Annotated in this window: 20 protein-coding genes; 7 read left to right on the forward strand and 13 right to left on the reverse strand. The window is 59.7% G+C overall.

Annotated elements, in window-relative coordinates:
* Nucleotides 1-77 precede the first annotated feature (77 nt).
* Complete coding sequence (locus tag ROG8370_RS07725) at nt 78-1,274, forward strand: EI24 domain-containing protein (protein ID WP_139838070.1); 1,197 nt, start codon at nt 78-80, stop codon at nt 1,272-1,274.
* 21 nt (nt 1,275-1,295) lie between these two features.
* Complete coding sequence (locus ROG8370_RS07730) at nt 1,296-1,727, forward strand: DUF2267 domain-containing protein (RefSeq protein WP_170925199.1); 432 nt, start codon at nt 1,296-1,298, stop codon at nt 1,725-1,727.
* Between the two features lie 79 nt (nt 1,728-1,806).
* Here the strand turns inward: ROG8370_RS07730 and ROG8370_RS07735 are convergent, their stop codons facing one another.
* Nucleotides 1,807-2,529, reverse strand: a complete 723-nt coding sequence (locus tag ROG8370_RS07735; protein WP_085826507.1) for a helix-turn-helix domain-containing protein — start codon at nt 2,527-2,529, stop codon at nt 1,807-1,809.
* 164 nt (nt 2,530-2,693) lie between these two features.
* Here ROG8370_RS07735 and ROG8370_RS07740 point away from each other — a divergent pair, with 164 nt between their 5' ends.
* Complete coding sequence (locus tag ROG8370_RS07740; protein WP_085826508.1) at nt 2,694-3,470, forward strand: response regulator; 777 nt, start codon at nt 2,694-2,696, stop codon at nt 3,468-3,470.
* Here ROG8370_RS07740 and ROG8370_RS07745 read toward each other — a convergent pair.
* On the reverse strand, nt 3,437-4,987 hold the full coding sequence (locus tag ROG8370_RS07745) for an ATP-binding protein (RefSeq protein WP_085826540.1): 1,551 nt from the start codon (nt 4,985-4,987) through the stop codon (nt 3,437-3,439). The two genes, ROG8370_RS07740 and ROG8370_RS07745, sit on opposite strands and share 34 nt — an antisense overlap.
* 130 nt (nt 4,988-5,117) lie before the next feature.
* Here ROG8370_RS07745 and ROG8370_RS07750 point away from each other — a divergent pair, with 130 nt between their 5' ends.
* The gene (locus ROG8370_RS07750) at nt 5,118-5,555 is read left to right on the forward strand and encodes a host attachment protein (RefSeq protein WP_085826509.1); all 438 of its coding nucleotides are present in this window, start codon (nt 5,118-5,120) and stop codon (nt 5,553-5,555) included.
* Between the two features lie 66 nt (nt 5,556-5,621).
* Here the strand turns inward: ROG8370_RS07750 and ROG8370_RS07755 are convergent, their stop codons facing one another.
* The 5 genes from ROG8370_RS07755 to ROG8370_RS07775 all read right to left on the reverse strand — a co-directional run bounded on the left by ROG8370_RS07755 (nt 5,622) and on the right by ROG8370_RS07775 (nt 11,883).
* On the reverse strand, nt 5,622-6,200 hold the full coding sequence (locus ROG8370_RS07755) for an NAD(P)H-dependent oxidoreductase (RefSeq protein ID WP_085826511.1): 579 nt from the start codon (nt 6,198-6,200) through the stop codon (nt 5,622-5,624).
* A gap of 4 nt (nt 6,201-6,204) precedes the next feature.
* Nucleotides 6,205-7,347, reverse strand: a complete 1,143-nt coding sequence (locus ROG8370_RS07760; RefSeq protein ID WP_085826512.1) for a site-2 protease family protein — start codon at nt 7,345-7,347, stop codon at nt 6,205-6,207.
* A 122-nt stretch (nt 7,348-7,469) separates the two neighbouring features.
* Complete coding sequence (locus ROG8370_RS07765) at nt 7,470-8,234, reverse strand: hypothetical protein (RefSeq protein ID WP_085826513.1); 765 nt, start codon at nt 8,232-8,234, stop codon at nt 7,470-7,472.
* On the reverse strand, nt 8,231-10,696 hold the full coding sequence (locus ROG8370_RS07770; RefSeq protein WP_085826541.1) for a Lon protease family protein: 2,466 nt from the start codon (nt 10,694-10,696) through the stop codon (nt 8,231-8,233). Before ROG8370_RS07770 ends, ROG8370_RS07765 begins: the two co-directional genes overlap by 4 nt.
* A gap of 158 nt (nt 10,697-10,854) precedes the next feature.
* Entirely contained in the window at nt 10,855-11,883 is a 1,029-nt protein-coding gene (locus tag ROG8370_RS07775) for a Kelch repeat-containing protein (RefSeq protein WP_085826514.1), read from the reverse strand.
* A 365-nt stretch (nt 11,884-12,248) separates the two neighbouring features.
* On the opposite strand from ROG8370_RS07775, the gene ROG8370_RS07780 reads away from it, so the two are divergent.
* Nucleotides 12,249-14,231, forward strand: a complete 1,983-nt coding sequence (locus ROG8370_RS07780; protein WP_139838071.1) for a hypothetical protein — start codon at nt 12,249-12,251, stop codon at nt 14,229-14,231.
* A gap of 71 nt (nt 14,232-14,302) precedes the next feature.
* Here ROG8370_RS07780 and ROG8370_RS07785 read toward each other — a convergent pair whose 3' ends face one another.
* The 4 genes from ROG8370_RS07785 to ROG8370_RS07800 form a co-directional block, all read right to left on the reverse strand.
* Nucleotides 14,303-15,244 carry an ATP-grasp domain-containing protein gene (locus ROG8370_RS07785; RefSeq protein WP_085826516.1) on the reverse strand — a complete coding sequence of 314 codons (942 nt, stop codon included), beginning with the start codon at nt 15,242-15,244 and terminating at the stop codon, nt 14,303-14,305.
* On the reverse strand, nt 15,241-15,957 hold the full coding sequence (locus ROG8370_RS07790) for a hypothetical protein (RefSeq protein WP_139838072.1): 717 nt from the start codon (nt 15,955-15,957) through the stop codon (nt 15,241-15,243). Before ROG8370_RS07790 ends, ROG8370_RS07785 begins: the two co-directional genes overlap by 4 nt.
* A gap of 63 nt (nt 15,958-16,020) precedes the next feature.
* Nucleotides 16,021-17,964: a S8 family serine peptidase gene (locus tag ROG8370_RS07795; protein WP_212580068.1), complete on the reverse strand. Its 1,944-nt coding sequence runs from the start codon at nt 17,962-17,964 to the stop codon at nt 16,021-16,023.
* A gap of 30 nt (nt 17,965-17,994) precedes the next feature.
* Nucleotides 17,995-18,267 carry a hypothetical protein gene (locus ROG8370_RS07800; RefSeq protein WP_139838073.1) on the reverse strand — a complete coding sequence of 91 codons (273 nt, stop codon included), beginning with the start codon at nt 18,265-18,267 and terminating at the stop codon, nt 17,995-17,997.
* A 295-nt stretch (nt 18,268-18,562) separates the two neighbouring features.
* On the opposite strand from ROG8370_RS07800, the gene ROG8370_RS07805 reads away from it, so the two are divergent.
* Nucleotides 18,563-21,289 (forward strand): trypsin-like peptidase domain-containing protein, encoded by a 2,727-nt coding sequence (locus tag ROG8370_RS07805; RefSeq protein ID WP_085826520.1) that lies wholly within the window; start codon nt 18,563-18,565, stop codon nt 21,287-21,289.
* Between the two features lie 116 nt (nt 21,290-21,405).
* The gene (locus tag ROG8370_RS07810; RefSeq protein WP_085826522.1) at nt 21,406-22,131 is read left to right on the forward strand and encodes a DUF4386 domain-containing protein; all 726 of its coding nucleotides are present in this window, start codon (nt 21,406-21,408) and stop codon (nt 22,129-22,131) included.
* On the opposite strand, the gene ROG8370_RS07815 is transcribed toward ROG8370_RS07810, so the two are convergent.
* Both ROG8370_RS07815 and ROG8370_RS07820 read right to left on the reverse strand, forming a co-directional pair.
* The gene (locus ROG8370_RS07815) at nt 22,119-22,619 is read right to left on the reverse strand and encodes a hypothetical protein (RefSeq protein ID WP_085826523.1); all 501 of its coding nucleotides are present in this window, start codon (nt 22,617-22,619) and stop codon (nt 22,119-22,121) included. The genes ROG8370_RS07810 and ROG8370_RS07815 overlap by 13 nt on opposite strands.
* 2 nt (nt 22,620-22,621) lie before the next feature.
* Nucleotides 22,622-23,338, reverse strand: coding sequence for a helix-turn-helix transcriptional regulator (locus tag ROG8370_RS07820; protein WP_245827261.1), 717 nt, complete (start codon nt 23,336-23,338; stop codon nt 22,622-22,624).
* Nucleotides 23,339-24,062: the final 724 nt, after the last annotated feature.

Below are 24,062 nucleotides of genomic sequence, written 5' to 3' on the forward strand. Positions count from 1 at the left end.
TTGATCCGCGTCAATTGCGCAGCGGGCAAGCGGGGTATGACTTCGAGAGTCTGATGCGAAACCTTCAGGAGACCACCATGCCTCTTTCCCTGTCCCGACATATTGCAGCCCTCTGCTTGCTTGTGGGGCTTGCTCTGCCCGCTTTGGGCGAACCGGTCACGGTGACCCGGAGCGGCAGCGATACCTTCATGTCCGGAGCGTCGATCACCGAGACACTCGATACCCAAGGCGACAGCTTTATCGCCGCGCAATCGGCGGTGGCGCGTGGCGTGAGCGAGGGGGATTTGCACGTGGCCGGTTTCGATGTCTCGGTCAGCGCCGACACGCGCGAAGACCTTTATGCGTTCGGGGCGACGGTTGTTTTGCGCGGGGCGATTGCCCGCGATCTTACGGCCGCCGGCATTAGCCTGCGCACCGAAGACAGCGCGCAGACCAGTGGCAATGCGCGTCTTCTGGGCAAGACCGTCACCATCGAGGGGCCAGTTGCGGGTGCCTTGTCCGTGAGCGGGCGAGAGGTCGTGCTGAACGCGCCGATCACGGGGGATGTGCGTATTCTTGCCAAGACCCTGTCTTTTGGGCCAAAGGCGGTCGTCACAGGGACGCTCACCTATAGCATGGAAGACAGAATTGACGTGCCCGAGCAAGTGGCCCCCGCGAGCCGCGTGGTGTTCAAGAAACTGTCGCCCCTTGAGGTGTGGGATGAGTTCGTGGATATGGGCCGGATGCGGGAAATGCCGATGTTGCCGACATTCGCCTCGATCGTCTTTGGGTTCATCATTTCACTGCTGTTTTTCGTCGCTCTCGGCGCGCTTGCGCTCGGGGTCATGCCGAAACGTCTTGAGGCCATGCGCAAAAGCATTGTCGCAGGCCCCGGCCGGACCCTGATTGCGGGGATTGCCGGGCTGTCGGTCCTGTTCGGCATGGTGCCGGTCACCGGTCTGACGATTGTCGGATTGCCCTTTGTGCCGATTGTCGTGCTCGGCATCATCGCGGCATGGACGCTTGGCTATGCGCTTGGGGCCTATGCGGTGGCGATGCGTGTCTGGGTTGGCTTCGGGGGCGATCCCGAGGCCGGGACGGCGGCCCGCCTCGTGGTGTTCGCGGGAGCGATCATTGTCATCGCCTTGTTGAACTTTATCCCCTTTGTCGGCTGGGTGGCGAATTACACCCTTGTTCTCCTGGGGATCGGCGCGATGACCACGACGCTATTGACCCATTTCATAGGCAACTCGGGCCAGTCGCTTGATGTCGACATGAAGCCTACCAAAACTTGACCCCGCAAAAGGAGAATACGCATGTCTGCCCAAGGTCTCGAAGTGATTGACCACACGGTTCACCTGACCCACGAATGGATCAACGACCTGACCGCGCGTCTGGGGTGGTATTCAAGCCGCAGCGTGCTGCGGCTGTTGCGGGTGACCTTGCAACATCTGCGCGATCACCTGTCGCCGGATGAGCTTGCACAGCTTTCCGCGCAGCTTCCTCTGTTGATCCGGGGCATGTTCTTTGAGGGCTGGATGCCCAAGAAAACACCGATCAAGGAGCGCAGGGCTCAAGCCTTCGCAGGTTATATCGCCTCACAGATGGAAAACACCGATGAATATCGCGGAGCGGAAGATATCGCATGCGTCTTTGCGCTCTTGAATGACCGTCTGAGCGCGGGCGAAATTCACGATGTCCGCGTCAGCCTGTCCGAAGATATCCGGTCGTTGTGGCCAGCGCCCTGAGGGCGCTGGCGGGCGTGTTTGTGACGTCAGAGCATGTCCGAGACGCTCAAAACCGGTTCCCGCTTTTGAGCAACATGCTTTAGCAGGCCCGCGCGAGACCGTGCAGGTCGGGCTTTGTCGGGCAATCCATGCCTTCATGCCCTTGCGACAGCCCGAACAGCGCCTGGGGCTGCAAGACCATGATTGTATGGATATTGTTGATCGCAATGATCCCGCGTTTGCGAAGCTGGCTCAGGGTGCGGCTGACGGTTTCCGTGGTCAGGCCCAGAAAATCGGCAATGTCTGAGCGGCTCATCGGCAAGAACGCCTGATTGCGTGGCCCTGTGTCCCTGCTCATTCTTTCAGTCAGGACGCACAAAAATGAGGCAACCTTTTCGATGGCGGATTTACGCCCAAGCATCATGAAGTGATCCTGCATGGCGCTTATCTCGCGCAGGGCCGCCTGAAGCAGTTCCTTGTGAAGCTCCGGGTTGCCGCTCTCACCTTCCAGCGCCGACAAATGGTAGGCCTGCAACCGCGCTTCGGTCAGAACGTCACAATCGGTATGATACCGCCCATCACAGGGAAATCCAACAATATCACCGGGAAAGCCGAAGGCGATCACCTGACGGCGGCCATCCTCGAGCAGGCGAGTGAGGCGCAGGACGCCAGAGCATACCTGGTAAATGCGTTCGACTCTGTCGCCTTCGAAATAAAGGTTGGCGCCAGCTTTGAAAGCCTTGGCAATAGGTGTCGGCTGCTTGCTTGCAGAGCGAAGCGGCCGCGCATTGTTTGCTTGTTCAGATGAAATAGTGACATACATTGGCAGGACCCCCTAAGGTTTAATGAGGTCAACTTGGACAGCCATTGTAATAGGGGTTAGGCTGGATGTTATGAGTTTTGCATCAATTTGTATCGAAGGGGCATATATCCCCTGATTAATGGTTCGACTGTCTGTATCTGCAAATTTCCGGAGAAGGCTGAGCGATGACGCGCAAGACGATTCTTGTTGTTGATGACGATCCAAAGATCAGAACCCTCCTGCGCAATGTTCTGGAGGGTGAAGGCCTCGGCGTGTGCGAGGCCATGAATGCCGAAGAGGCATTTGAGCAAATCAAGGCCTTTGCGCCCGACCTTGTCACGCTGGATATCAATCTTGGCGCCGACAACGGTATTGAAGTGGCGCGCGCGATCCGCGCCACGTCGCAGGTGCCGATCATCATGGTGAGTGGCAAAGACGATGTGATTGACCGCGTCGTCGGCCTGGAAATCGGTGCTGACGATTACATCACCAAACCGTTTCACACCCGCGAAGTGGTGGCCCGCGTGCGCAGCGTTCTGCGCCGAAGCAGTGGCCCCGCCGTATCGGACGACCCCGTTGACGCCGCACCTGTGACGGCACAGGGCGAGAGCGGCGGCAGGTATTGCTTTGACGGGATCACCGTTCTGGCGGATCGGCTTGAGGTGCTGGACAGGGATGGCACCGACTGTGGGCTGACGACGGGCGATTTCAAGCTGCTCAAGGTGTTTCTGGAACGCCCGAAACGTGTCTTGTCGCGCGATCAGTTGATGGATCTGGTGGGCGGTATCGAATGGAGCCCGCTTGACCGCACCATCGACAATCAGGTCGCGCGCCTGCGCAAAAAGATCGAACGCGATCCGTCAGAACCCAAGCTGATCAAGACCGTGCGCGGTATCGGCTATACCTTTGTCGGCGATGTGGAGATCACTCAATCCTCGGATGGCGCAACCAAAAGCGCCTGAAGCCGCTGCGCCAGATCGGCGTGATGGTAGGGCTTGTGCAGGATATTCTGGCTTTGCGAATGCTGCATTTTTGCGGTGACCACATCGCTTGCATAGCCGGATGTCAACAGGACCTTGATTGACGGAAATTCTGTTTGAACCTTTGCGGCAAGCTCGTATCCGCTCAGCTTGCCGGGCATCACGAGATCGGAAAACACGATATCCGCCTGCAAGCCCGCCTGTAGCCTTTCAAAGGCGGCATCGCCGGTCTCGGCCTCTTCGGTGTGATAGCCAAGCTTGCGGATGCGATCGACCGCAAGCTGGCGCACTTTGGGATTGTCCTCGACAACAAGCACGACCTGGTCATGACCATGTGGCAAGGCGCCCTCGCGCTGTTGAAAGACCTCGTCGCTCTCGGGGGCGGCACAAATGCCGGAGACCGGAAAATACAGCCCGAAACTCGTGCCGTGGCCGAGTTCGCTATAGAGCGTGATATGGCCACCGGACTGGCGCACGAAGCCGTAAACCATGGACAGGCCAAGCCCGGTGCCGCCGCTTTCGGTCCTTGTGGTGAAAAAGGGTTCAAAGGCGCGTCGCTGGGCCTCGGGTGTCATGCCTTTGCCATTATCGCTTACCGAAAGGCGCACATATTCGCCGGACTCTATGTCGGTTTCCTGCGCCATATAAGTGTCGTCGATCGTGACGTTGGCAAGGGAAATCAGCAATTCGCCCTTTTGCCCCATGGCGTCGCGTGCATTCAGCGCAAGGTTGATCAGCGCCGCTTTCAATTCGACCGGATCGACCATGACGGGTTTCAGATCCGCCGCGAAATCCGTTCTTATGCGATAGGCTGCACCAAGGGTGCGCTTGAGGAGGTTCAAGGCCACCTTGCAAAGGTCACGTAGGTTGGATTCCACCGGTTTGAGGTTGCTTTTACGCGCAAACACCATCAGCCGCGAAGTCAGATCGGCGCCAAGTTCGGCGGCATCCATCGCGTCGCGGATCAGCGGCGTCTGCTTGTCCGTTGGCCCGCGCATTTCCAGCAATTCGAGATTTCCGATCACAACCGTTAGCAGGTTGTTGAAATCATGGGCAATTCCCGCTGTCATCTGGCCGATGGCGTCAAGGCGTTGTGACCGGGAAAGGGCCGCCTGGGTCGCATGGCGATAGGTCAGGTCATGCATGATGCTGACGAACATCGCGCCGCCCGCCGTCTCTGTTTCGCCAACGGAAATATGCAGGGGGAAAACGCTTGCGTCCTTGCGCTGACCTTTGATATCGCGGCCGGTGTCGATGATATGTTTCTCGCTGGTCCGGGTGTAATGCGACATGAACCCGTCGTGCAGGCTGGCAAACGCTTCGGGCATCAGAAGGTTGATGGTTTGCCCGATCATCTCGGTGATATCGTATCCAAACATCTGCGCTGCGGCCCGATTGGCACGCAGAATCACGCCCCGCGCGTCCGATATGATCATCGCGTCAACGGCGGCGTCCATGATTGCATTCAGCAATGCGCTGTCCTGGGCGGTGTTTTCCACGTTCTGTCCCGTCTTGTTTCCCAAGCGTGCCAACATCTCGAGGTTTAACGCAAGTCACAATTGATATTGCTCAAGGTCCGGGCGCCATCATCTGCGACAAAGGACGAAGATATAAATTCTGGAGTGTGACATGAAACCGATTGTGACTTGGGTAGTTTTGGCAGACGCGCGCAATGCCAGTGTCGTGGTCAATAGAGGGCCGGGCAAAGGGCTTGCCGTCTTGGAGGATAAGGCCTGGAGTGCTAAACCCGCGACCGGGTTTTCATCCGAGGCCGGGGTTGGCCACAGCAGCGCCGGGCCGGGCATCAGCGCGGTCGATCAGGGTGACCCGCAAGAATACGCCGATCAGGTCTTCGCCAAGGAGATTGCCCGTGATCTTGAGGTCTCGCTTGCCAGAAAAGACTTTGACCGGCTCGTGATGGTATCAGGCCCGCATATGCTCGGGGTGATGCGCAAGGCGCTTACGCCGCCAGTGCGAGGCGTGATTGTGGGTGAAATCTCCAAGGATCTGTCGAATGTGCCGCTGGACAGCCTGCAAAGGCATCTGGACGACATCATCGCCACCTAGCTCGGCCCTGAAACGGTCGAGATGAATTCTGTGATCGGGGGCTTTACGAGTGGCCCCCGAAAACGGTCAGCGGGCGCGCAGGCCAAGCTGTCTGGCCTTTGCCAGAAACCGGGTCTGCGCCCGTCCGTTTGGGTCTTCGGCATGGCCGAGGATGCTCCAGCGGACCGGGCGGATGCCGCAGAACTTTAGGATATTGCGATCAAGGCTGCGCAGGGAATGCGCGAAAAAGAACCATCGGTAAACGAAGCCCGGCATACCCATGGTCACGATCACCCGCGCCGATTTTCCGCGAAGTGCAGGATGCCATCCGTGCCGGTCCATCTCAAAGGCAAAGCCCTTGCGAAACACCTGTTCGATCCAGGCTTTCAGCAGGGCAGGAACATCCCCTATCCAGAGAGGGTAGACAAAGACCAGATGCTCTGCCGCCGAAATCGCGGCCTGCGCCGGGGCGCAGATAGGTGGCCAATCCGAGCCTTCCCACTCCGCCTGCGTGCGCAGAAAAGGCACATCCTGCTGGGCGATATCAATCACCGTCACGCGGTGGCCTGCGGCCTCGGCGCCGCTGCGATATTCCTCAGCTATCGCATGGCGCAGATGAGTCTCCGAGGCGTCGGGATGGCCCTGGATGATCAGGATTTCAGTCATGACCTCAACCGCCCTTGGATGGATGGGCAAGCATTGCCGAGAGGTGGAGATAGGCCGTCAAATCCGACAGGGTGATCACCCCGAGCAAGGCGTGATTGTCTGTCACCAGAAACTTCCGCCGCCCGGTCTTGGCGATAAGCGATATCAGATCCCTGATCGGCAGGTCAGAGCGCACCCTGGTTGACACGTCCAGCGTGGTGAAAACATCGCCGACGCGGGTGTCGGCCCAGTTTTCCCGGTCGATCCCGGTAAGAACCGCCGTGTCGATATGACCAAGCAGAACGCGATCCTCGACCACCGGAACAAAGCTGATGCGGTGTTTCAACATGATCAGGTTGAACATGTCGTTCAGCGTCATGTCCGGCCCGACAACAACCGGATCTCTGGTCATCAGGGCCTTGACGGTTTTGCCGTCAAAGGCGCTGCGCATCAATTGCGCCTGATAGCTTCCTCTTGCGGCAAAAAGCACGAAACCGCCAATCAGGATATGCCAAAGCCCGGTCACCGTCGCGCCCTGAAAGAGCGCCAACAGGCCCAGGGCCATCAGGGCATAGGCGAAAACCGCGCCTGATTTCGCCGCCAATTCGGTCGCGCGAAGGATGTCGCCGTTGCGATGCCACAGATAGGCGCGCAACACACGACCGCCATCCAGCGGAAAGGCCGGGACAAGATTGAACAACGCCAGCACAAGGTTGATGACCGAAAGATAGGACAGAACCTCGATGATCGGTGCAGGCATCGACGCCATCGCCACGACCCCGGCAAACACCCAAAAGCCAAAGGCCAGTGCAAAGCTCATCACCGGGCCGACCAGGGCCACCTGAAACTCCACGGCGGCGGTTTGGGGGTCGGATGCAAGCTCGGCCACGCCGCCGAAAAGAAAGAGGGTGATGCTTTTGATCTGCAACCCATAGCTTCGGGCCACCACCGAATGGGCCAGCTCATGCAGCAGGAGCGAGCCGAAAAAACACAGCATCGCGGCAATCGCCATGACCAGATAGACATCGCTTGTCTGCCCCGGAAGGACGTTTGGAAAATACTGGCGTGACAGGCTCCAGGTGATCAGCGCGGCAATCAATAGCCAGCTTGGATCAACCTTGATGTCAAACTTGTTGAGTGTGAATATCTTGACGGCGTTCTTGAACATGGCCACCCCTCATTTCTTGCTGCCAGTCTAGCGAGACGATGCGTCGATTTGTTGATCTTGCTCAAACGGCGCAGTCTTTTTGTTGTGCCGGGGAAGAAGCGAATTTGCGCCTTGCGGCGGGTCTAGGGGCGGTCTTGGCTGGGCGGGATTTGCGTGCTGTGCTCAAGTTGATCGCCCGAACCCGCCGCCCCGAACACAAACAGAGGACAGCGCGCGACCTCAAGCACTTGACGCAGCTGATCCGGAGTGCGGACTGGCCCGTGCGCGAGGTCAAGCAGGACCGCCTGAACATTCATGCGCGCCAGAGCCGCCAGTGCGCCGTCGAGGTCGGCAAAGGCATGTGACCGGGGTGTGGTATCGGATTGGCCACCGACCGAGAACAGGAGATGGTCGACTGCCAGGGCGCTGGCCAGCTGATCGGAAAACGCCTCAAGCGCGTCATCCGCCACCGGCGCGGCCCTGAGCGAAATGATCTTGCCGCGCATCGGATGCACGCTTCGGTGCCCGACCACGACGATGTCCCACCCGGCAGAGGCCGTCAGGGCTTGCTGCACAAGATCGCCGATAGAATGCTCAAAGCTCCAGGCGGCACCGGCAGGCCCGGCAATCTCTGCGAGGGAGCGCTGAAAGGCCTTTGCATCGGCCTCAAGGACGGTGCGAAGCTGTGCCGGGCTTGGGGCGAAGACAAGCGTGCCGCTGGCCGACACAACCCGTTGATTTGGAATCTGACAGATGTTCAGCATGTCCCGGTCTTCGATCAACAGCCCGCCAAAGGCGACATTCACCCCCCCCGCCAATCGGCCGAGGATCTTGAGGGCGGCGGTTGCATCGGCAAAAGACCCGGCGCCAATCAGGATGCGGGTTTCGGCGCGCGGCGGGGTGGTCACGTCCTATCCTCCGGCTTTGGCGGGGCCGCGACATCCTTGACAAAGCGGCGTCGGGTCTCGGCAAAGGTCTTTAGCTGCGCCTCCACAAGCGCATTTATGCTGCCCTCGGGAAAGGCGCCGCTGCGTTTGCGTTTGCCGGCCACGCGCCCGGTCAGGGCCTCGATGCCTTCATCGATGGTCTTGATCGCAATCACCCTGAATTTACCGGCTCTTGCCGCCTCGACGACATCGCGGCGCAGCATCAGATGCTCGACATTCGCCGCCGGGATAAGAACGCCCTGATCGCCGGTCAGCCGCCGCGCCTTGCAGGTGTCAAAAAAACCTTCGATCTTTTCATTGACGCCGCCGATGGCCTGAACCTCGCCATTCTGGTTGACCGATCCGGTGACCGCAAACCCTTGCCGGATGGGCACGCCGGACAGGGCCGAGAGCAGCGCGTAAAGCTCGGCGGACGAGGCGCTATCGCCGTCGACACCGCCATAGCTTTGTTCAAACACAAGGCTGGCATGCAGGGACATCGGCACGTCACGCGCATAGCGAGAGGCCAGGAAACCGCCAAGGATCAGCACGCCCTTTGAATGCAGCGGGCCACCCAGTTCAACCTCGCGCTCGATGTCGATCACCTTGCCGGCCCCCATCCTGACGCGCGCGGTGATACGCGACGGGCGGCCAAAGTAATGCTGGCCGGTGCCGACCACCGAGAGGCCGTTGACCTGTCCAACCACCGATCCGGCGGTGTCGATCAGGATGGTCTTGCGCGCGACCGCCTCTTGCAGGCGCTCCTGAATGCGCGAGGCGCGTCTGTCGGCCTGATTGATGGCCTGTGCAATATCGGCGTCGGTGATCTGCTCCTTGCCCGCTTGCCCGGCATAGTGATCCGCCTCGCGCATCACGTCCTTGAGCGCGCCAAGTTGCAGGGTGAATTTCGTGCTGTCATCGGCCAGCCGCACCGCCTGATCCAGAAGCGCCGCGACCGCCGCCGCGCTCATCGGGCGCAGGTTTTCCTGTTGGGCATAGCCCGCGACGACCCGCGCCATAAGGCGGGTGTTCTTGGCGGTTCTGGGCAGGTCATCCTCAAAATCGGCCTGAAGCTTGAACAGCTCGTTGAACTCCGGGTCGAGCAGGCAAAGCAGCATGTGCAGGCGCCGGTCGCCGATCAGAACCACCCGAAGGTTGAGCGGGATCGGGTCCGGCTCAAGCGAGATGGTCGACACAAGGCCAAGCCGGTCGCTAAGCGAGGTGATCGAAATCGACTGGCTTTGCAGGCTGCGCTTGAGCGCCTCCCAGGCGTAGGGCTCGGACAAGAGGCGCACGGCGTCAAGCACGAGAAAGCCGCCATTCGCGCGGTGCAGGGCGCCGGGCTTGATCAGGGTGAAATTGGTCACCAGCGTGCCCATTTCCGAAATATGCTCGATCCGGCCGGTCAGGTGATGCAGGGTTGGCAAGTCTTCGCTGACAACCGGCGCGGCGACGTCCTTTGAGACATCATGCGAGACCATGATGTTGACGGCGTATCTGTCAAACTGTGGCTCAAGGTGGAATTTTCGGATCACTTCGGGGAAGGGGCCGTTGTTCTCCTCTTCCTTGGAGATCAGAAATAACTCGGCGTTCGAGATCATGTCCTTGCGGACATGTTCGAGATAGGTGCCGACCTCGGCAATTTTCCTGAACTGATCTGCGACCTCTTTGACCCGAAGCGACACGACCCGCTCGGCCAGCCCGGCATGCAACTCTTCGATCCGCTGGCGGTATTCCTTTTCAAGTTGCGGCCCATGACGAAGCACGTCGGCAAGCTGGTCTTGCAGCCGCTCCACCTTGGCGTCGATTTCTTCGCGTTCTTCTGGCGCGAGCGCCTCATAGACCTCGGGCTTTATCGGCTTGCCATCAATGATTGCGGCCAGCATGAACCCCATCGGCGTGCGCAAGAGGGCGACACCGTCTTTCGCGGCACGCTCGGCAAATTCCGCAATCGGCTCTTCGTGTCTTTGCCCAAATTCCTCTTCAATGGCGCGGCGTTGGGTCTGATATTCCTCGGATTCAAACAGCGCCGGAATCTCGTTGGCCAGATCGTCGACCAGATCCTGCATGGCGGATTTCAAACGCGACGCCGAGCCCGCCGGAAGCTGCATGGCGTTGGGTTTGTGCGGCGCGTCGAAATTGTTGACATACACCCAATCCGAAGGGGCAGGGCGGTCAGCGGCCTGTTCGGAAATCAGCTTGGACACGGTTTCATGACGGCCCATGCCCATGCGGCCCAGAACGTAGATGTTGAAATCCTTATGCGCGATACGGGCCGCAAGGTTGATGGCGTCGATGGCGCGGTCCTGCCCGATCATGGTTTGCACGGACCGCAGATTGGCGGTGGTCTCAAAGCCAATGTCGCCCGGATCGCATTCCACTCGCAGCACCTCGGGCGCGAGCCCTGTCGGGAGCAAATCTGCCTTGGGTTTCTTCTTTGCCATGATGAGGGCCTCTGATCTCAGGCGTCTGTTGCCCCTCGCCAAAATGGGGTGCGATCTGACGGGCTTGCGCCCTTCCGCGAGACCTTTTGTGTGACATGGATCGCGCCGCAGACCCTTGATGTTGATCAATCAGGCCGGATTTCGATCTTTGCGGATGATCAATCGGTGACCGGCTCTGAGGACGCGATGACAGCGTCCAGAAACACGGCATCGGCAAAGCAGCCGTCTTTTTCCTGGCCGCCAATGACGAAAATCCTGTTGTCCGGCGCAAGGACGGCCGCGTGATCCATGCGCGCGCCCGGCAGGTCGGGCAGAGGCGACCAGCTATCGGTAGTTGGATCGTATTTCTCGGCCCATGGAATTGCGGCGCCCATGCTCATGCCGCCGAAGGCGTAGATGTGGCCGTTTGGCCCGACCACGGCGTCGAACTGGCGGCGCGCCATGAGCATGGGCGACCGGGTTTGCCATGTGTTCGCGGCGGGGTCATAGGCCTCGACCGTGGCGAGCGCACCGGCATCGTTCATCCCGCCGAGGGCATAGATTAACCCATCCTTGCCCACGACCGCGCTCAGCCCATAGCGCGGCGTCGGCATCGGGGTGTAGGTTCCCGGCCAGGACGACAGGTTGTCCACGATATCCTGACGATAGACGTAATTCGAGTGGTGAAAGCCGCTGGCCTCGCCGCCAAGGCCACCAAAGGCGTAAATGTAGCGATCCTCGATCAAGACCGCCGCATAAAGGGTTGTCGGCATCTGGATCGTGCCGCCCGAGGACCAGGTCTTTGTGGCGACATCGAAGATCTGGATCGCATTGCTCTTTCCCCAGGAATAGGGCTCTTTTGAGAACCCGCCGACGACACAGATCTTGGTGGCGCCGTATCGCAGGGCCGCACAATGCGAGCGAGGCGTGGGCATCGTGCCTACCGTGCTCCATGCCCCGCTCGCCATGTCGTATTCCAACACGTCCGCGCCCGGGATCGTGATCAGGTAGCCATCGACATATTTTTCAAACTCGTCGCCGCCGAAGACATAAATCTTGTCATTGACCACAACCGCACTTGGGTTGCGGCGCGCCACCGGGAGCGGGGCTTGCGTGTGCCAACTCAGAAACCGCAGCCCGAACAATTTGTTCAGCCCATTGTAGAAAATCGGCTTGAGCGGCACGTACTTCCAAAACACAGATGGCATGATCACCCTCCTTGCAATCCGATGCGCCCGCCCGGTTTTGCGGTCATGGCGCGGAGGCCATGGTGGCGCATTTCCAACACCCTCAAGTTGATTCGCATCAATCGGTCGAGGCTCGCGATGGGTGCGCCGGGCGGCGGCCTTTGGCGGCCCTTGGGCGGGTGAAACATCAAACAGGCAAAGTTTCGCCAGTTTCCGTTAGGCGGTAGTCATTCCTTGGTTGAAACAACCCTGCATTGATTGCGGTCAATTCCGACAAAAAATTTCCGCCTACCCTTGGCGGCCTCAGAGGATATTTATTGGAGGACCTCGCTATGTCGATGAGTGTTCAATACGTCTCACACCACAGTTTCCGATTGAGGCCGTTGTTGGCCGCAGCCTTCGGAGGGTTTTTCCTGGCGGTCGCCGGTTTGCCGGGTGGCGCCCTTGCACAGGACGATCCGTGCAGTGGCCTGTTGTTTTCAACGTCCGAGGATTTTCTGACACGAGGGCCGAAACCCGCGGATGGCAATCCGATCATCTCGGATGGCGACCTCTTGGCCTGGCATGTTTCCACGGGCGCGCGGATTTGTCGGCGCAACGCCGATCTGATCCGCCGGTTCGATATTGCGCGGGTCGACCTTGGTCTTGATGCGGTCGCGGCGGTCGATGAAAAACGTGAATTGATTGCCTTTTCCACCGAACTCGATAGCCCCAACGGCGATCAGTTCACGGCGGGCGATCTGTTGTTCACCAATGGCGGGATTATTCCCAACGCGGCGCTTCTGGCGCGGTTCAAGCTGCCGCGTTCCCTTGATCTTGGCCTTGATGCGGTCACGCTCATCGGCAAGGAGGATCGGCTGCGCCGTCTTGCAGAGCTGGCCCGCACCGGCAGGCTTCGGGACAATCCCGATCAGCTTGCGGGGTTTTTGAAGGAACTGGATATCGACATCTGGTTTTCGACCGAAGGCACGCCGCCGGAAATCGGCAAGCCGATGTTTCTGGATGGGGATCTTTTGTCGGCGCGTGACGGCGTGATTGTGCGCTCGAATGCCTCGCTGCTGCCGGCCCTTCCTGCCGGTGTTCCGGTGCGCGGCGCCGATTACGGGCTTGATGCCTTTACCCCGGCGCTCGACCCGATTGAAAACGTCCCGGTCGAATTGATGTCGACCGAGATCGTCGGCTTTGGGCGGGTGCCCTTTACCGATGGCGATGTGCTTCAACCGGGGCCGTCGATCTGGCTCAAGGCGGGGGATCTGCTGAAAACACTGGAACCGGCAACCCGCGATCTGGGCCTTGATGCCCTGCATGAGACCGTGGGGGACGTGGTGCAATGCGCGCCCCCGTCGATCACCTTCATCAGCAACGTCGAGGTCGGGGTGATCGACCCTACAACCGGGCTTGCCGATTTTGCGGGGGTCACGCAGCGGCCTTTTGCCAATGACATCCGCATTCAGGGCTCGATGCCCGAAGTGGTGAACTGCCCGGAGCTTGCCAAGTACGAGTACCGGGTAGAGATCGACCAGGGCGCGGGGTTTCCGACCTTTGCCGATCCCGGTGTCGTGCATCCCGCAAGCGACAACTGGCGCCGGATAGTGCGCCCTACTCCCGCGTCGCCCTGTCCGATTTCACGCAACGATGTCTATGACAGCGACCCGCTTGGCTGGTTCGCGGTGACGGATTATCGCCGCTTTGATGGCTGCGGTGATCCGCCGAGCCTGGCGGTCTGGGATTCGACCGCCGGGGCAAGTGATGCCCTGGTGCGGGTGCGCCTCGTGATGCGTGAAATCGGGGCTGCGAGCCCCACCTACGTGAGCGGCGCGGTGAGCGTTCAGATCGACAATGACCGCATCAGCCTGCCGGACAACCTGTTGCAGACCTTCTCGGGCACCGGCGATATGTGGTTTGACATCTACCGCGCCTCTGCGACCTCGCCGCTTGGCGATCAATGCAAGGTCGAAGGCGATGGCAAACCTGTGGTTCTTGATATGAAGGGCCGGATCAATGACGATCATTTCTGGAAATATGATCTGCGCTGGTCGGGTGGATTTGTGGTTGGTGCCCATATGATCACCACTGCGGCCGATCAGCCCGAGTTTGATGACGGGCGGGCCGATCTTGATGGCACGGGTACACAGCCGCCGAATTCAATCCTTGTGCCGCTCAAGACCGGGTTTGATCTGACGGCGGCCTATGCAAGCGTTGCGGCGGCGCAAAGCGTTCCGACCGAATTGCCGGATGTGTGCGGTTTCACGGTGCATTTCCGGGCCTGGGATCGGGCGATCCAGCTCAACTTTGTCCCCGCCGCGAATTACTTTAGCCCCGTTAGTCGGCACACGACGATGTGGCGCTCGTTCTGCGTCTCTCGCTAGGGCGGTGCGCGATGCGAACGGCCCCTGTTCCCAAGCGGAACGGGGGCCGTTTTTCGTGTGCATTCGGTCGATCAGCCCGCCAGATACCGCGCGATCTCGGTTGAAATCGGCTGACCGGTATTGGCCTCGTAATAGGAATAGGCCGGGCTTGGGTTGACCTCGAAACACACCCAATCGCCGTCGGGCGTTTCGCGCAGATCAATGCCCGCCAGCGGCAGATCAAGCATCTGCGACAGGGCAACGGCCCGCTTCGCCACCTCGGGCGGAAGGTCGAATGGCTCAAGCTCGGTAGAGCCGCCCTCGTCGCGGCTGGCATAGCGGTAATCGACGCCCGTGGTGGTGATGCGCGTGGCAAAGACCTCGCTCCCGACCACATGCACCCGCACATCGCGGCCCTCGACACGCTCCTGAAACTGCACCGGGCAGATGCGCAAATGATCAAGCCGGGCCAGATCATCGGCCGTGACGCTGCGCACAATCGAGCGCACTGCACTGGCGGATTTGAAGATCACCTCGCGGCCCTGCGTCGTTGCATCCTCTACAAATTCGCGGGCGCGCTCCGGGGCATTGGTGATCAGGGTGCGCGGAATGCCAAAACCGGCGCGGGCAATGATTTGGGCCTGAAACGGCTTGGAATTATTGGTGCCCATCCCCGGTGTCCGGTTCAGAACCCTGCCGGTGCAGAGGTCGGAAAACACCGTGAAAAGCGTCACGAAACGCGAAAACCGTTGCCGCGCCGGATCGTCCTGCGCCAGCTTGCACAGCTCGGGAAAACTCTCGTCGGAATGCAGCCGCTGATAAAGGCCGGTGACCTCTTCAAGGGCGATATCGTCTTGTCCCGCACAGCGCAGATTGCCCTGCAAGACGCCCTGCGCGCCCGCCGGATCAAAGGTGAGATGCAGATCGGCGTGGCGGCGTTGGTCAATCATGCGAAAGGCAATGCCGAGATCATCCAGCGCGGTCGCGACGCGGGCAAGGGGCGGCTCATCGGGTAATCCGGCCAGCACGATCATGGCGCACCCTCCTGAAAGATGTGCGCCACCTGTGCCAAAAGGCCGGGTTGTGCGCGGCCAAGGTCAGGGATCGGCGAGGCATGCGAAAACACCGCGCCCGACGGCCCCTGACCGAACATCACCTCAAGCATGTCGAGCCCGGCAAGGCGTGCCAGATCGCAGCAGGCCCCGAACAGACCGGGCGGCAGGGATGCGCCGTGGCATTGGTCCTTGCAGACGATCACCGAGTGCATCGGTGCGGGCGCCACCGGATCGGGCAGATCAACGTCATAGAGCATCGGTGCCGTCGGCAGGCCCGCCGCGGCGGCGTGGTGCTGCCAGATGGCGGGGTGAAAGAGCGGCCCGGTCACGCAAATCGCCGTTGGCCGGTTGATGACGGGGCAGGGCAGCGCACTTATCCAGCTTGACCAGATCGCCAGCAACTCCTGCTGACTATAGGCGCGGTCCGTGGCATTGACCCGCGCCAGATGCGCGTCGGGCAGAAACTCCAGCCGGTTGACCACGCCGGTGATCGAACGGCTGTCGAGCGTGCCGTGCGATTTTAGCGTCACGCTGCTAAAGGTGTCGGTGCCGTTTAGCCGATGCTCCATATCAGGGGCATAGACCAATTCCTGCGGGGTGATGATCTGAGCGGCGAGACCATGATGGCGCCGCAGGCCGGTCACGAAATGGCGCGCCGATATATCGTTGGGCGAGCATAAAAATAGTATCATATCAATGGCTTTCACCTAAAGGGCTGGCCCCGCCAAGATCGCGGCGGGGCCACCGGGATGGGATCAGAAGGTTTCGGTGTCTTTGCTGTCCTTTTCATCCTTGGCCAGTTGCGCCGCAAGTTCGGGGTCATCGTAGTCCCCCGCGTAATCCTGCGCGCCCTGTGCCAGATCGGGGCGCAGTTCCGAGGTGATGAAATGCGTCAGGTCGCCGACCATCGCCTCAAGCGAGGCAATGCGGGTCTCGATGTCACCACCGCCCGGTGTCAGGCCGCCTTCACGTTGCTTTTCGGCCTGCTTCTCGATCTGCTTTTCAACCTGTTTTTCGGCCTGTTTCTCAAGCTGCTTGTCAAAGCGCTTTTCAAGGGCCTTTTCAAAGCGATCCTTGTCCTTCTCCTTGAATTCCTTGATCTCCTTGTTGTCCTTACCCTCCTTGAATTCCTTCACCTTGACCTCTTTGCGGTCTTTTTCCTTCAGCTCTTTGATGAACTCTTTGCGTTCCTTGACCTTCTCGATCTCTTTCACCGTTTCCTTGGTGATTTCCTTGGCCTTGATGACCGGGCCGAACGCACAGCGATGCAGCGCCTTGAGGTCGGGGCGGTTGCCGATGCGCTGAGTGCGCGGGCGCCCCGGTCCGTCGGTTTGCGCGGCCCCTGTGGTGCGCAGGCACTGGCGCACCTTGGCCGGGCTGAGAACCGCCGTGCCACGGGCGCGGGCCATGCCCTGCAACGAGCCGATGGCCCCCACCACGATCGGCGAGGCAGAGGATGTTCCCGAGAAGGTATCTGTGTACCAGACGTCTTCGCTCCCGCCCTGAAGCCCGCCGTAACCGCAGGTCGTGACCTCGCGGCCCCAGCCCTGGGCATCGATCAGCGCGCCATAGTTCGAGAAGTCGAGCCGCGAGCGATCCGGCCCGTGGTTGCGCCCATGGGTGCCGGGCGGCGGCGCGCCTGCCCCGACGACAATCGCCCCGGAATCGCGGTTCGAGCGACGGAACGGGTTGGTCCAGCTGCCGGGAAATCCGGCGGGGCGCACCTGATAGAGGTTGTCATCAAGGTTCTCGGCGCCGTTGCCGGCGGCCTCGACCACGATGATCCCGCGCCGGGTTGCGGCGAGGATGGCCGCGAAATCGTCCTCCCACCACTCAATCGCGATATAGCCTTTCTGGTCGCCGCGTGACTGAAAGTTGTGACGCGGCCCCGGACGGTGCAGTTCGAGCAGCATCACATCGCCGCGCCGCAGCCGCGATGTGGCATGGCGGATCGCCCCCGCCGAACCCATGCCGCCAAAGATCGACACCGCCGATGCCGTGGCCTGATCACAAATGCCCGAGATGCCAAAGCTGTTGTGATCGCCGGAAAATTCGCCAAGCACCGCAGTGCCGTGGTTGCGCCAGCCGATATTGGTGGATTGGGTGCCGCCGACCACGCCGCCCTGCATCTGGCGCAGGTCCTCGTGCGTAAAGCGCCAGGCGCCTTCGATGTCGATGATGCGCACGTTCTGGCCGCGCCCGCCGCCGCGTGCCCAGGCCCACCTTGCATCCACACCTGTGGGCGAGGGATCGAGGTAACCCTGACGCGACACGTAATTCGGCGTCACGGGCGGCTCGTCAAGGCCCGGTACGGGGTCGTCATCCAGCATCACCGGGGGCTCTGCGCCGGGTTTGACATAGGCGGCCTCGACCTGGCTTAGCTTGACCAGGGCCTCGGCGGCTTCTTCGGCTTTGGCGTCTTCGACGTCGAGCCTGTAGAACCGGTTCAACTCTGGCATCGGGGCATCGCTTTCGGCGGATTCCTCCATCATTTCAAGTTCGACGCGTTCTTCGGTGCTGCCGAACATCGGCAACATGCTGGCCTTGTATTTCTTCAGAACCTTTTCCAGGTCCGAGACCGGCTCGGCCGTGGTTGTCTCAAATCGTCCGGCAGAAGACCGCAGGCCCGCGTCGGGCTGCATCACAACGATGGTTTCGCGCGGCGATGGCGGCGCGGTGTTCAATGTGTCGTCAGTCATGTCTTGACCTCCTCCTTGGTTGAAAATGACCTAGGGAAGGGCGTCAGCTGGCTTTCTGTAACTGGTGTCAACGAACGCCTTGCCCAAAAGATCCGCAATCAGCGCGTCTGCCTGAGCCTCATCAGAGGTCAGAACAGCCGCAAACCGCAGGGTTTCAGCGTCAGTATTTACAGGGGGCTGCACAGTCACATCCTGTGTGGCTGCCCAGTCGTTCAGCATGGCAAAGGCATGAGCCATCGTTGTCGTGCCGGACGGGTCCGGTACGGGTTTTAAAATCACTGTCACTAACACGGGCTCAGTCAACTGAAACACTCCTGTCGGACGCGTGGTGAATGCACGTTTGAGGGTAGTGATGTTGCGATCGCACCACTTGATAAATATCAGTTCAGGCCGCGATTTTCGACCTAGGCTTTGCTTTACCGGCAAAAATTGGCCGATCTGCCTGCGGTTGCCGGATCACGCCGCGAATTTGGCGTTTTCCGTGGCATGATCGGTTTCAGTCCCAGGTCATGTTTTTGGGAATACAAGTATTAAGGGTTTTTCACGCCGGTTTTTTGCCCGGTTTTCCGGGCCTCACCCATAGACCCAAAGGTGCCTTATGACACAGCAAATCACACTGTCGGAGCTTAAAGCCAAAATTCGCGATATCGACACCCCGGACGAGGAGATCGCCGCCTATCTTGTGGAGGCGCCCGACGTTTCGGATGCCTTTGCCCCGCAGGTGCGGATCAATCCGGAACTGGTGGATGACGAGGGCGTCGAGGCCGATGTCGCCATGCGGTTTTTCAATGCCATGTCCAAACGCCGCCGCCAGAAAAGGTATCAGCGCAAGATCGACAACGGCTGGAGTGGACTTCGCATCGTGTCCGAAGGCGATAGCTGGTTTCAGTATCCGTTCCTGCTGCGCGATGTGATCGACCAGCTGTTCGACGATTTCGCGATCTATAGCCTCGGGGCGGCTGGTGATCTGGTGCAGGACATGCTGGATCAGGACGAGATAATGCAGGCGGTGCGCCAGCAAAAGCCGCATGTGTTCCTGATCAGTGGCGGCGGCAATGACCTTTTGGGCGACGGCATGCTGAAGACCGCAGTGCATCCGTTCAAGGCGGGCAGGGCGGCCAAGGACTATCCCAACGCCACCTTTGGCAAGCGCCTCAAGGATATCATCGGCGTTTATCGCTCGATCTTTACCGCGCTGCTCGCCGAATTTCCGGGGCTGAAAATTCTCTGCCACGGCTATGATTACGCCCAGCCCGACAACGCCCGCTGGCTCGGCAAGCCGATGGCCAGCCTCGGCATCAAGGACAAGGCGCTTCAGGCGCAGATCGTGGCCGAGATGATCAACCGCTTCAACGCGGCCCTCGTGACGCTGGCGGCAGAGTTTCCGGGCTCGGTCGTGCGCGTCAGCTGTTTGAATGCGGTGGGCGACAACTGGCACGACGAGTTGCACCCCAACAACCGTGGCTATGCCGACGCCGCCGATAAATTCCGCTCGGTGATTGCCTCGATGTTCGGCTCAGTCACCGAGTTCGAGACCACCGCGCCGCTGTCGCCCGGCAAAGAGGCGATGATCGACGCGCAGGATCTTGAACCGCAGGCCTTTCGCGAGTTGGTCGATTTCCGGGGGCGCGAATTGCTGGAAACGCCCCTGCCGCCGACCGAAGACGAAGGCCGACGCAGGGAGATCGAACAGGACATCTCGCAGCACTTCGAGAAAATCTCGGGCGGGGCCGATTTCCTGCCGGCCAGCTTTCTCTATCGCGGGGCCGATGCGGCGGCTTCGGTCTGTCGCATCAACCTGCCGGGCGGGTCCGGCACCGGGTTTCTGATCGGCACCAGCAAGTTCATCATGACCAACAACCATGTCATCGCCGACAAGGAGGAAGCCCGCGAAGCGATTGCCGAGTTCCGGTTTGAAGAGGGCGGCGCAAGCCTGATGGTCAACCTTGATCCGGACCGGTTTTTCGTGACTTCGAAAGAGCTGGATTTCACCATCGTCGGCTGTGACGATCCCGCGCTGGACGAGTTTGATCCGATCCCGCTGTTGCGCAGCCCGTCGACGGTGACGCGCGGTGAAAAGGTCAATATCGTGCAGCACCCGCGCGGCCGCCCGAAAGAGGTGGCGCTTCACAACAATGACGTGCAGCGGGTCAAGGACAAGGTCGTCTGGTATGAAACCGATACCGAGCCGGGATCGTCCGGCAGCCCGGTGTTCAATAACGCCTGGGATCTGGTCGCCCTGCATCACGCCGGCTGGATCGAGAATGGCGTCACCACCAACGAGGGCGTGCGGATCGCGGCCATCGTGTCGCATCTTGTGGCCCGCCAGCACAGCGAGGCGACCGGCTCACCGGGGTTGTTGGAGCTGCTCTCGACGGTCCCCGACAGTTCGCCGCATCTGGGGTTCTTTGATATCGCGGGCATCACCGGGTCGAGCACCCAGGAAGTCGAAATTCCGGAATACAAAGGCTCGCTTGAATTTGCCGATATCGGGTTCTGGAACATCGAACATTTCAACGACGCGATTTCCGAGACGCGGGTGGAAGCGGTTGCCGGTGTGCTGGGTCATCTGTCGCTTGATGCCATGGGGCTTGTCGAGGTGCAAAAGGACGCGATGGACCGGCTGATTGCCTCGCTTCAGGCGCTTGGGCAGAGCTATGATTACAAATACCTCAACGTCAGGGGGCGTCAGGATCTTGCCGTTCTCTATGACAGCAAGACCACCGAGGTGAACATTTCCGCCAAGATCATGAACCGCCACAAATCGGCCTGGGCCGCGACAACCGGGACCGGGCGCACCGCCTTTCCGCGCCGCCCGTTGATCGCCAACGTCAAGGTCGCGCCCAACACCAAGGGCGGCGAGCCGGTGGAGTTCATCATGATCCTGCTGCACCTCAAGGCGTTCGGTGATCCGCAAAGCAAGGCCCGCCGCCGCCTTGCTGCCGAAATCCTGACCGAGGTGATTGCCGATATCCGCGAGACCGAAAAGCTGCCTGTGGTGCTTGGCGGCGATCTTAACGAGACCCTGAACAATGACGTGCTCAGCCCTCTGACCGATGCGCCTGACCTATTCACGCTGACCACCGATGATGCCGCCGACAACGCGCTATCTTATGTAGGCGCGCGGTATCGGTCGTTGATTGATCACATCGTGGTCAGCAATGATGTGCGCATGTCACCGATCAGCGGCGATGACGCGGCCATTGTGCGGCTTGACAAGACGGTGGCGGATTTCACGCGCGATGTCTCGGATCACGTGCCGCTTGTCATCCGCATGGTCAGCCGCGACGCGCCGATGCAGATTGGAGAAGCTGGCAAGGATTGAACGCGGCCAAGCCACGCAAAATTAGAGATCAGAACAGGACGAATGGTCAGGTCACATGCGGCGTCATTCAGGGTAAGCTTAAACCCGCATGCCACCTGTTTCGAAGGACCCACGCGATGAAAGACCATGCCATGGCCTATGACGCACTCCCGCACTGGGACAGGCGCACGGCGCGCATGGCGGGCGCCCTTTACCTTGCGATTGCGCTCTGTGCTGGCTTCAGCATCGGCTATGTTCCGGCGCAGCTTGTCGTGGCGGGTGACGCTGCGGCCTCTGTGAGCAACCTGCTTGCCCGTCAGGGGCTGTTCAAGCTGGGCGTTCTGGCCGATTGCGCGGTGATCCTGTTCGAGATTGCGATCACCGCCATCCTGTTTGACCTGTTTCGCCCTGTCGGGCCGAAGATGGCGCTGATTGCCCTGATTGCACGCGCGGGCATGATCATGGTGATGGCGATCAACCTGTTGATCTGGGTGATGCCCTATGCTTTGGCGAGCGGGGCGGACGGGCCGCAGAGGGCGCAGGTCAACGCGCTTGCACAGGTCTTTTTTGACGCGCATGCGATGGGCGTTTTCGTCTGGCAGTTGTTTTTCGGGGTGCACCTGCTTGCGCTTGGCTGGCTGATCCTAAGGTCAAGCGGTGTGCCGCATGCGTTGGGCTGGGGCCTGACTATCGGCGCGTTCGGATACCTTTTGCAGGGCATTGTCGAGCTGACCTTCACCGATATCGCCGCGCTCGATTATGCGAGTATCGCGCTTCTGGTAATTGTGACGCTGAGCGAAGTCGGCTTTGGGCTCTGGCTGGTGATCTGCGGTGGCCCCGGGCCGGGCGGTTATCCGGGATAGTCGAAATCGGCGATGGATTGCCAGATATCGCGGTTGATCTGGGTCAGCTCGGCGATTGCGTCTTCGACCTGTCCGGCGGCGGCGGTATCGAGGTCATTGACCTGTCCCATCATCAGCTTGTCCTTACGATCTGCTATGCGCATGAGGATCGTGCGTGGATTGCTGCCCTCGCCGTCGAAGGCGTAGATACAATGGTTATAGCGATTGCGCAGCGCCGATTGCCCCTGAATCCGTTTGGTCAGCATAAGCATCCGATCCCGCTCGGCCTGGCTGATCCGGGGAAGTTTGGCCAATCGCTCGACCATGTCGATGCGCGCGCGCGTGGTGTTGAGAGTCAGGAAGACGACCGTGGCCGTTTCCTTGTCCATACCGGACAGCCCGGCGATCAGATGGATCAGCAGGCTCTCGGTGTTGGTCCAAGCGTAGTTGAGTTTGCCAATCAGCAGCAAAAAGGCATCAAAGTCGATCGGCTGTCCCGGCTCGGACATGATCAGCGCCTTTCGATCTTATCTTTGTTTCCCAGGAACCAGACCGCGGCCTCGGTGCGGTTGTTCACCCCAAGCTTGGCGATGACGTGATGCAGGTGAAGCTTTACCGTGTGCTGCGACAGCTTGAGTTCGTCGGCTATTATCTTGTTTTGCTTACCTTCCGCGACCGAGCGCAGAACCTGCAATTCCCGATCTGTCAGATGCGCGTCTTGCGCTGTGGCTTCGGCGTCGGCGGTCTCGCTGTGTGAATTGGGCCTCGGGCCGGGCGACAGGGCATGGGGCGATTGTTCAGGCGAAAGCAGTTCTGACGGCACGTAGCGTTCGCCGCAGACAAGCAGGCGCAGCACCGACACCCAGCGATCCACCTCTATTTGCATCGGCAAAAATCCGACATGCCGTAGGTCCGGCGTTTTATGGGTGGACTCGACAATTTTGCAGGCACTGCTTGCATTTCGATAGGCCAAGGCGAAATGCGTGTTCGGAAATTCGGCGCGCAACTTGACAATCAAGTGTTCAAGGTCACCAACCATTGTTTCATCCACCAGGATGATCCGCACCGATGTGCGCTCCTCGGCCTCGATGTCAAACAGGTCGCCGACTGCGGCGATCCGGGTAAAGTTGAGGTACCCGAGTTCACGTTCCGCCAGATTCAGAACGGCATCCGAAAAACTGAGTGGACTGCCGACAAAGAAACCGTCGAAAACTCTGCCGTTTGGCATTTCTCCACTTAACATAACGATATTTCAAACCCCCTCGAGTTTGAGCATCTGTTGTCTCCCCAGCGTAAGCACCCCGAGTAAAACAGGTTTTCACGGCCATGCTTTTGATAATTGTCAGTCGTCGCTAAGCAACTTCCGGTAGAGCCGCTGATCTTGAATGTTTCATCGATGCACGGATCCAAAGCGCTTTTTCTGTTGTGCTTGCCTCACAACCAATTGTTTTTATGAGAATTATTAAAAAAATCTACTCGGTAAATTGAGGTCACGGCCTTATTGAAACGGCGTGATCTCACGACAATGTTAACATATCTTTCGGTCAGTATCCGCCTGTTTCCACATTTTCGCCGGTGAGAACACAGCCACGCGCGCCGGAAAACATGTCGTTTAGGACTAGTAGATTCGGAGTAATTCTTCGGTTTCCACACAGGTGAGATTCAATTTATCTTTTGAAAGCAGAAGGATGCTGGCGCTCGGCCGCTTAACCTTTTGTGCGGCTTACCGGCGCCGTCATATTTTGTGAAGCTTATCAAGTCACGACCACGTGATGGCAAATGCTGGGGGGCTTTGCCGGGGAGAGACTTGGGGCGTTATCTCAAATCAAACCGATGCAGATCCTCTCGACGCAAGCGAAAAGGGGGTATGCTTAACGGATATCGGCACAATCGCACTTGGGTGACCTTTGGATCGAGTCATCGTCCGACGCGCCCGACACCACATTCCAATT

Origin of the sequence: Roseovarius gaetbuli (assembly GCF_900172365.1) — a bacterium.
Classification (GTDB): Bacteria; Pseudomonadota; Alphaproteobacteria; order Rhodobacterales; family Rhodobacteraceae; genus Roseovarius; species Roseovarius gaetbuli.

Bases quoted from the DNA above. Each gene is read 5' to 3' on its own strand.
- ROG8370_RS07760 (WP_085826512.1), bottom strand. From the start codon at position 7,347: ATGTTCAAGAACGCCGTCAAGATATTCACACTCAACAAGTTTGACATC.
- ROG8370_RS07770 (WP_085826541.1), bottom strand. From the start codon at position 10,696: ATGGCAAAGAAGAAACCCAAGGCAGATTTGCTCCCGACAGGGCTCGCG.
- ROG8370_RS07755 (WP_085826511.1), bottom strand. From the start codon at position 6,200: ATGACTGAAATCCTGATCATCCAGGGCCATCCCGACGCCTCGGAGACT.
- ROG8370_RS07810 (WP_085826522.1), top strand. From the start codon at position 21,406: ATGAAAGACCATGCCATGGCCTATGACGCACTCCCGCACTGGGACAGG.
- ROG8370_RS07740 (WP_085826508.1), top strand. From the start codon at position 2,694: ATGACGCGCAAGACGATTCTTGTTGTTGATGACGATCCAAAGATCAGA.
- ROG8370_RS07735 (WP_085826507.1), bottom strand. From the start codon at position 2,529: ATGTATGTCACTATTTCATCTGAACAAGCAAACAATGCGCGGCCGCTT.
- ROG8370_RS07725 (WP_139838070.1), top strand. From the start codon at position 78: ATGCCTCTTTCCCTGTCCCGACATATTGCAGCCCTCTGCTTGCTTGTG.
- ROG8370_RS07790 (WP_139838072.1), bottom strand. From the start codon at position 15,957: ATGATACTATTTTTATGCTCGCCCAACGATATATCGGCGCGCCATTTC.
- ROG8370_RS07805 (WP_085826520.1), top strand. From the start codon at position 18,563: ATGACACAGCAAATCACACTGTCGGAGCTTAAAGCCAAAATTCGCGAT.
- ROG8370_RS07730 (WP_170925199.1), top strand. From the start codon at position 1,296: ATGTCTGCCCAAGGTCTCGAAGTGATTGACCACACGGTTCACCTGACC.
- ROG8370_RS07775 (WP_085826514.1), bottom strand. From the start codon at position 11,883: ATGCCATCTGTGTTTTGGAAGTACGTGCCGCTCAAGCCGATTTTCTAC.
- ROG8370_RS07820 (WP_245827261.1), bottom strand. From the start codon at position 23,338: ATGCCAAACGGCAGAGTTTTCGACGGTTTCTTTGTCGGCAGTCCACTC.
- ROG8370_RS07815 (WP_085826523.1), bottom strand. From the start codon at position 22,619: ATGTCCGAGCCGGGACAGCCGATCGACTTTGATGCCTTTTTGCTGCTG.
- ROG8370_RS07795 (WP_212580068.1), bottom strand. From the start codon at position 17,964: ATGACTGACGACACATTGAACACCGCGCCGCCATCGCCGCGCGAAACC.
- ROG8370_RS07750 (WP_085826509.1), top strand. From the start codon at position 5,118: ATGAAACCGATTGTGACTTGGGTAGTTTTGGCAGACGCGCGCAATGCC.
- ROG8370_RS07785 (WP_085826516.1), bottom strand. From the start codon at position 15,244: ATGATCGTGCTGGCCGGATTACCCGATGAGCCGCCCCTTGCCCGCGTC.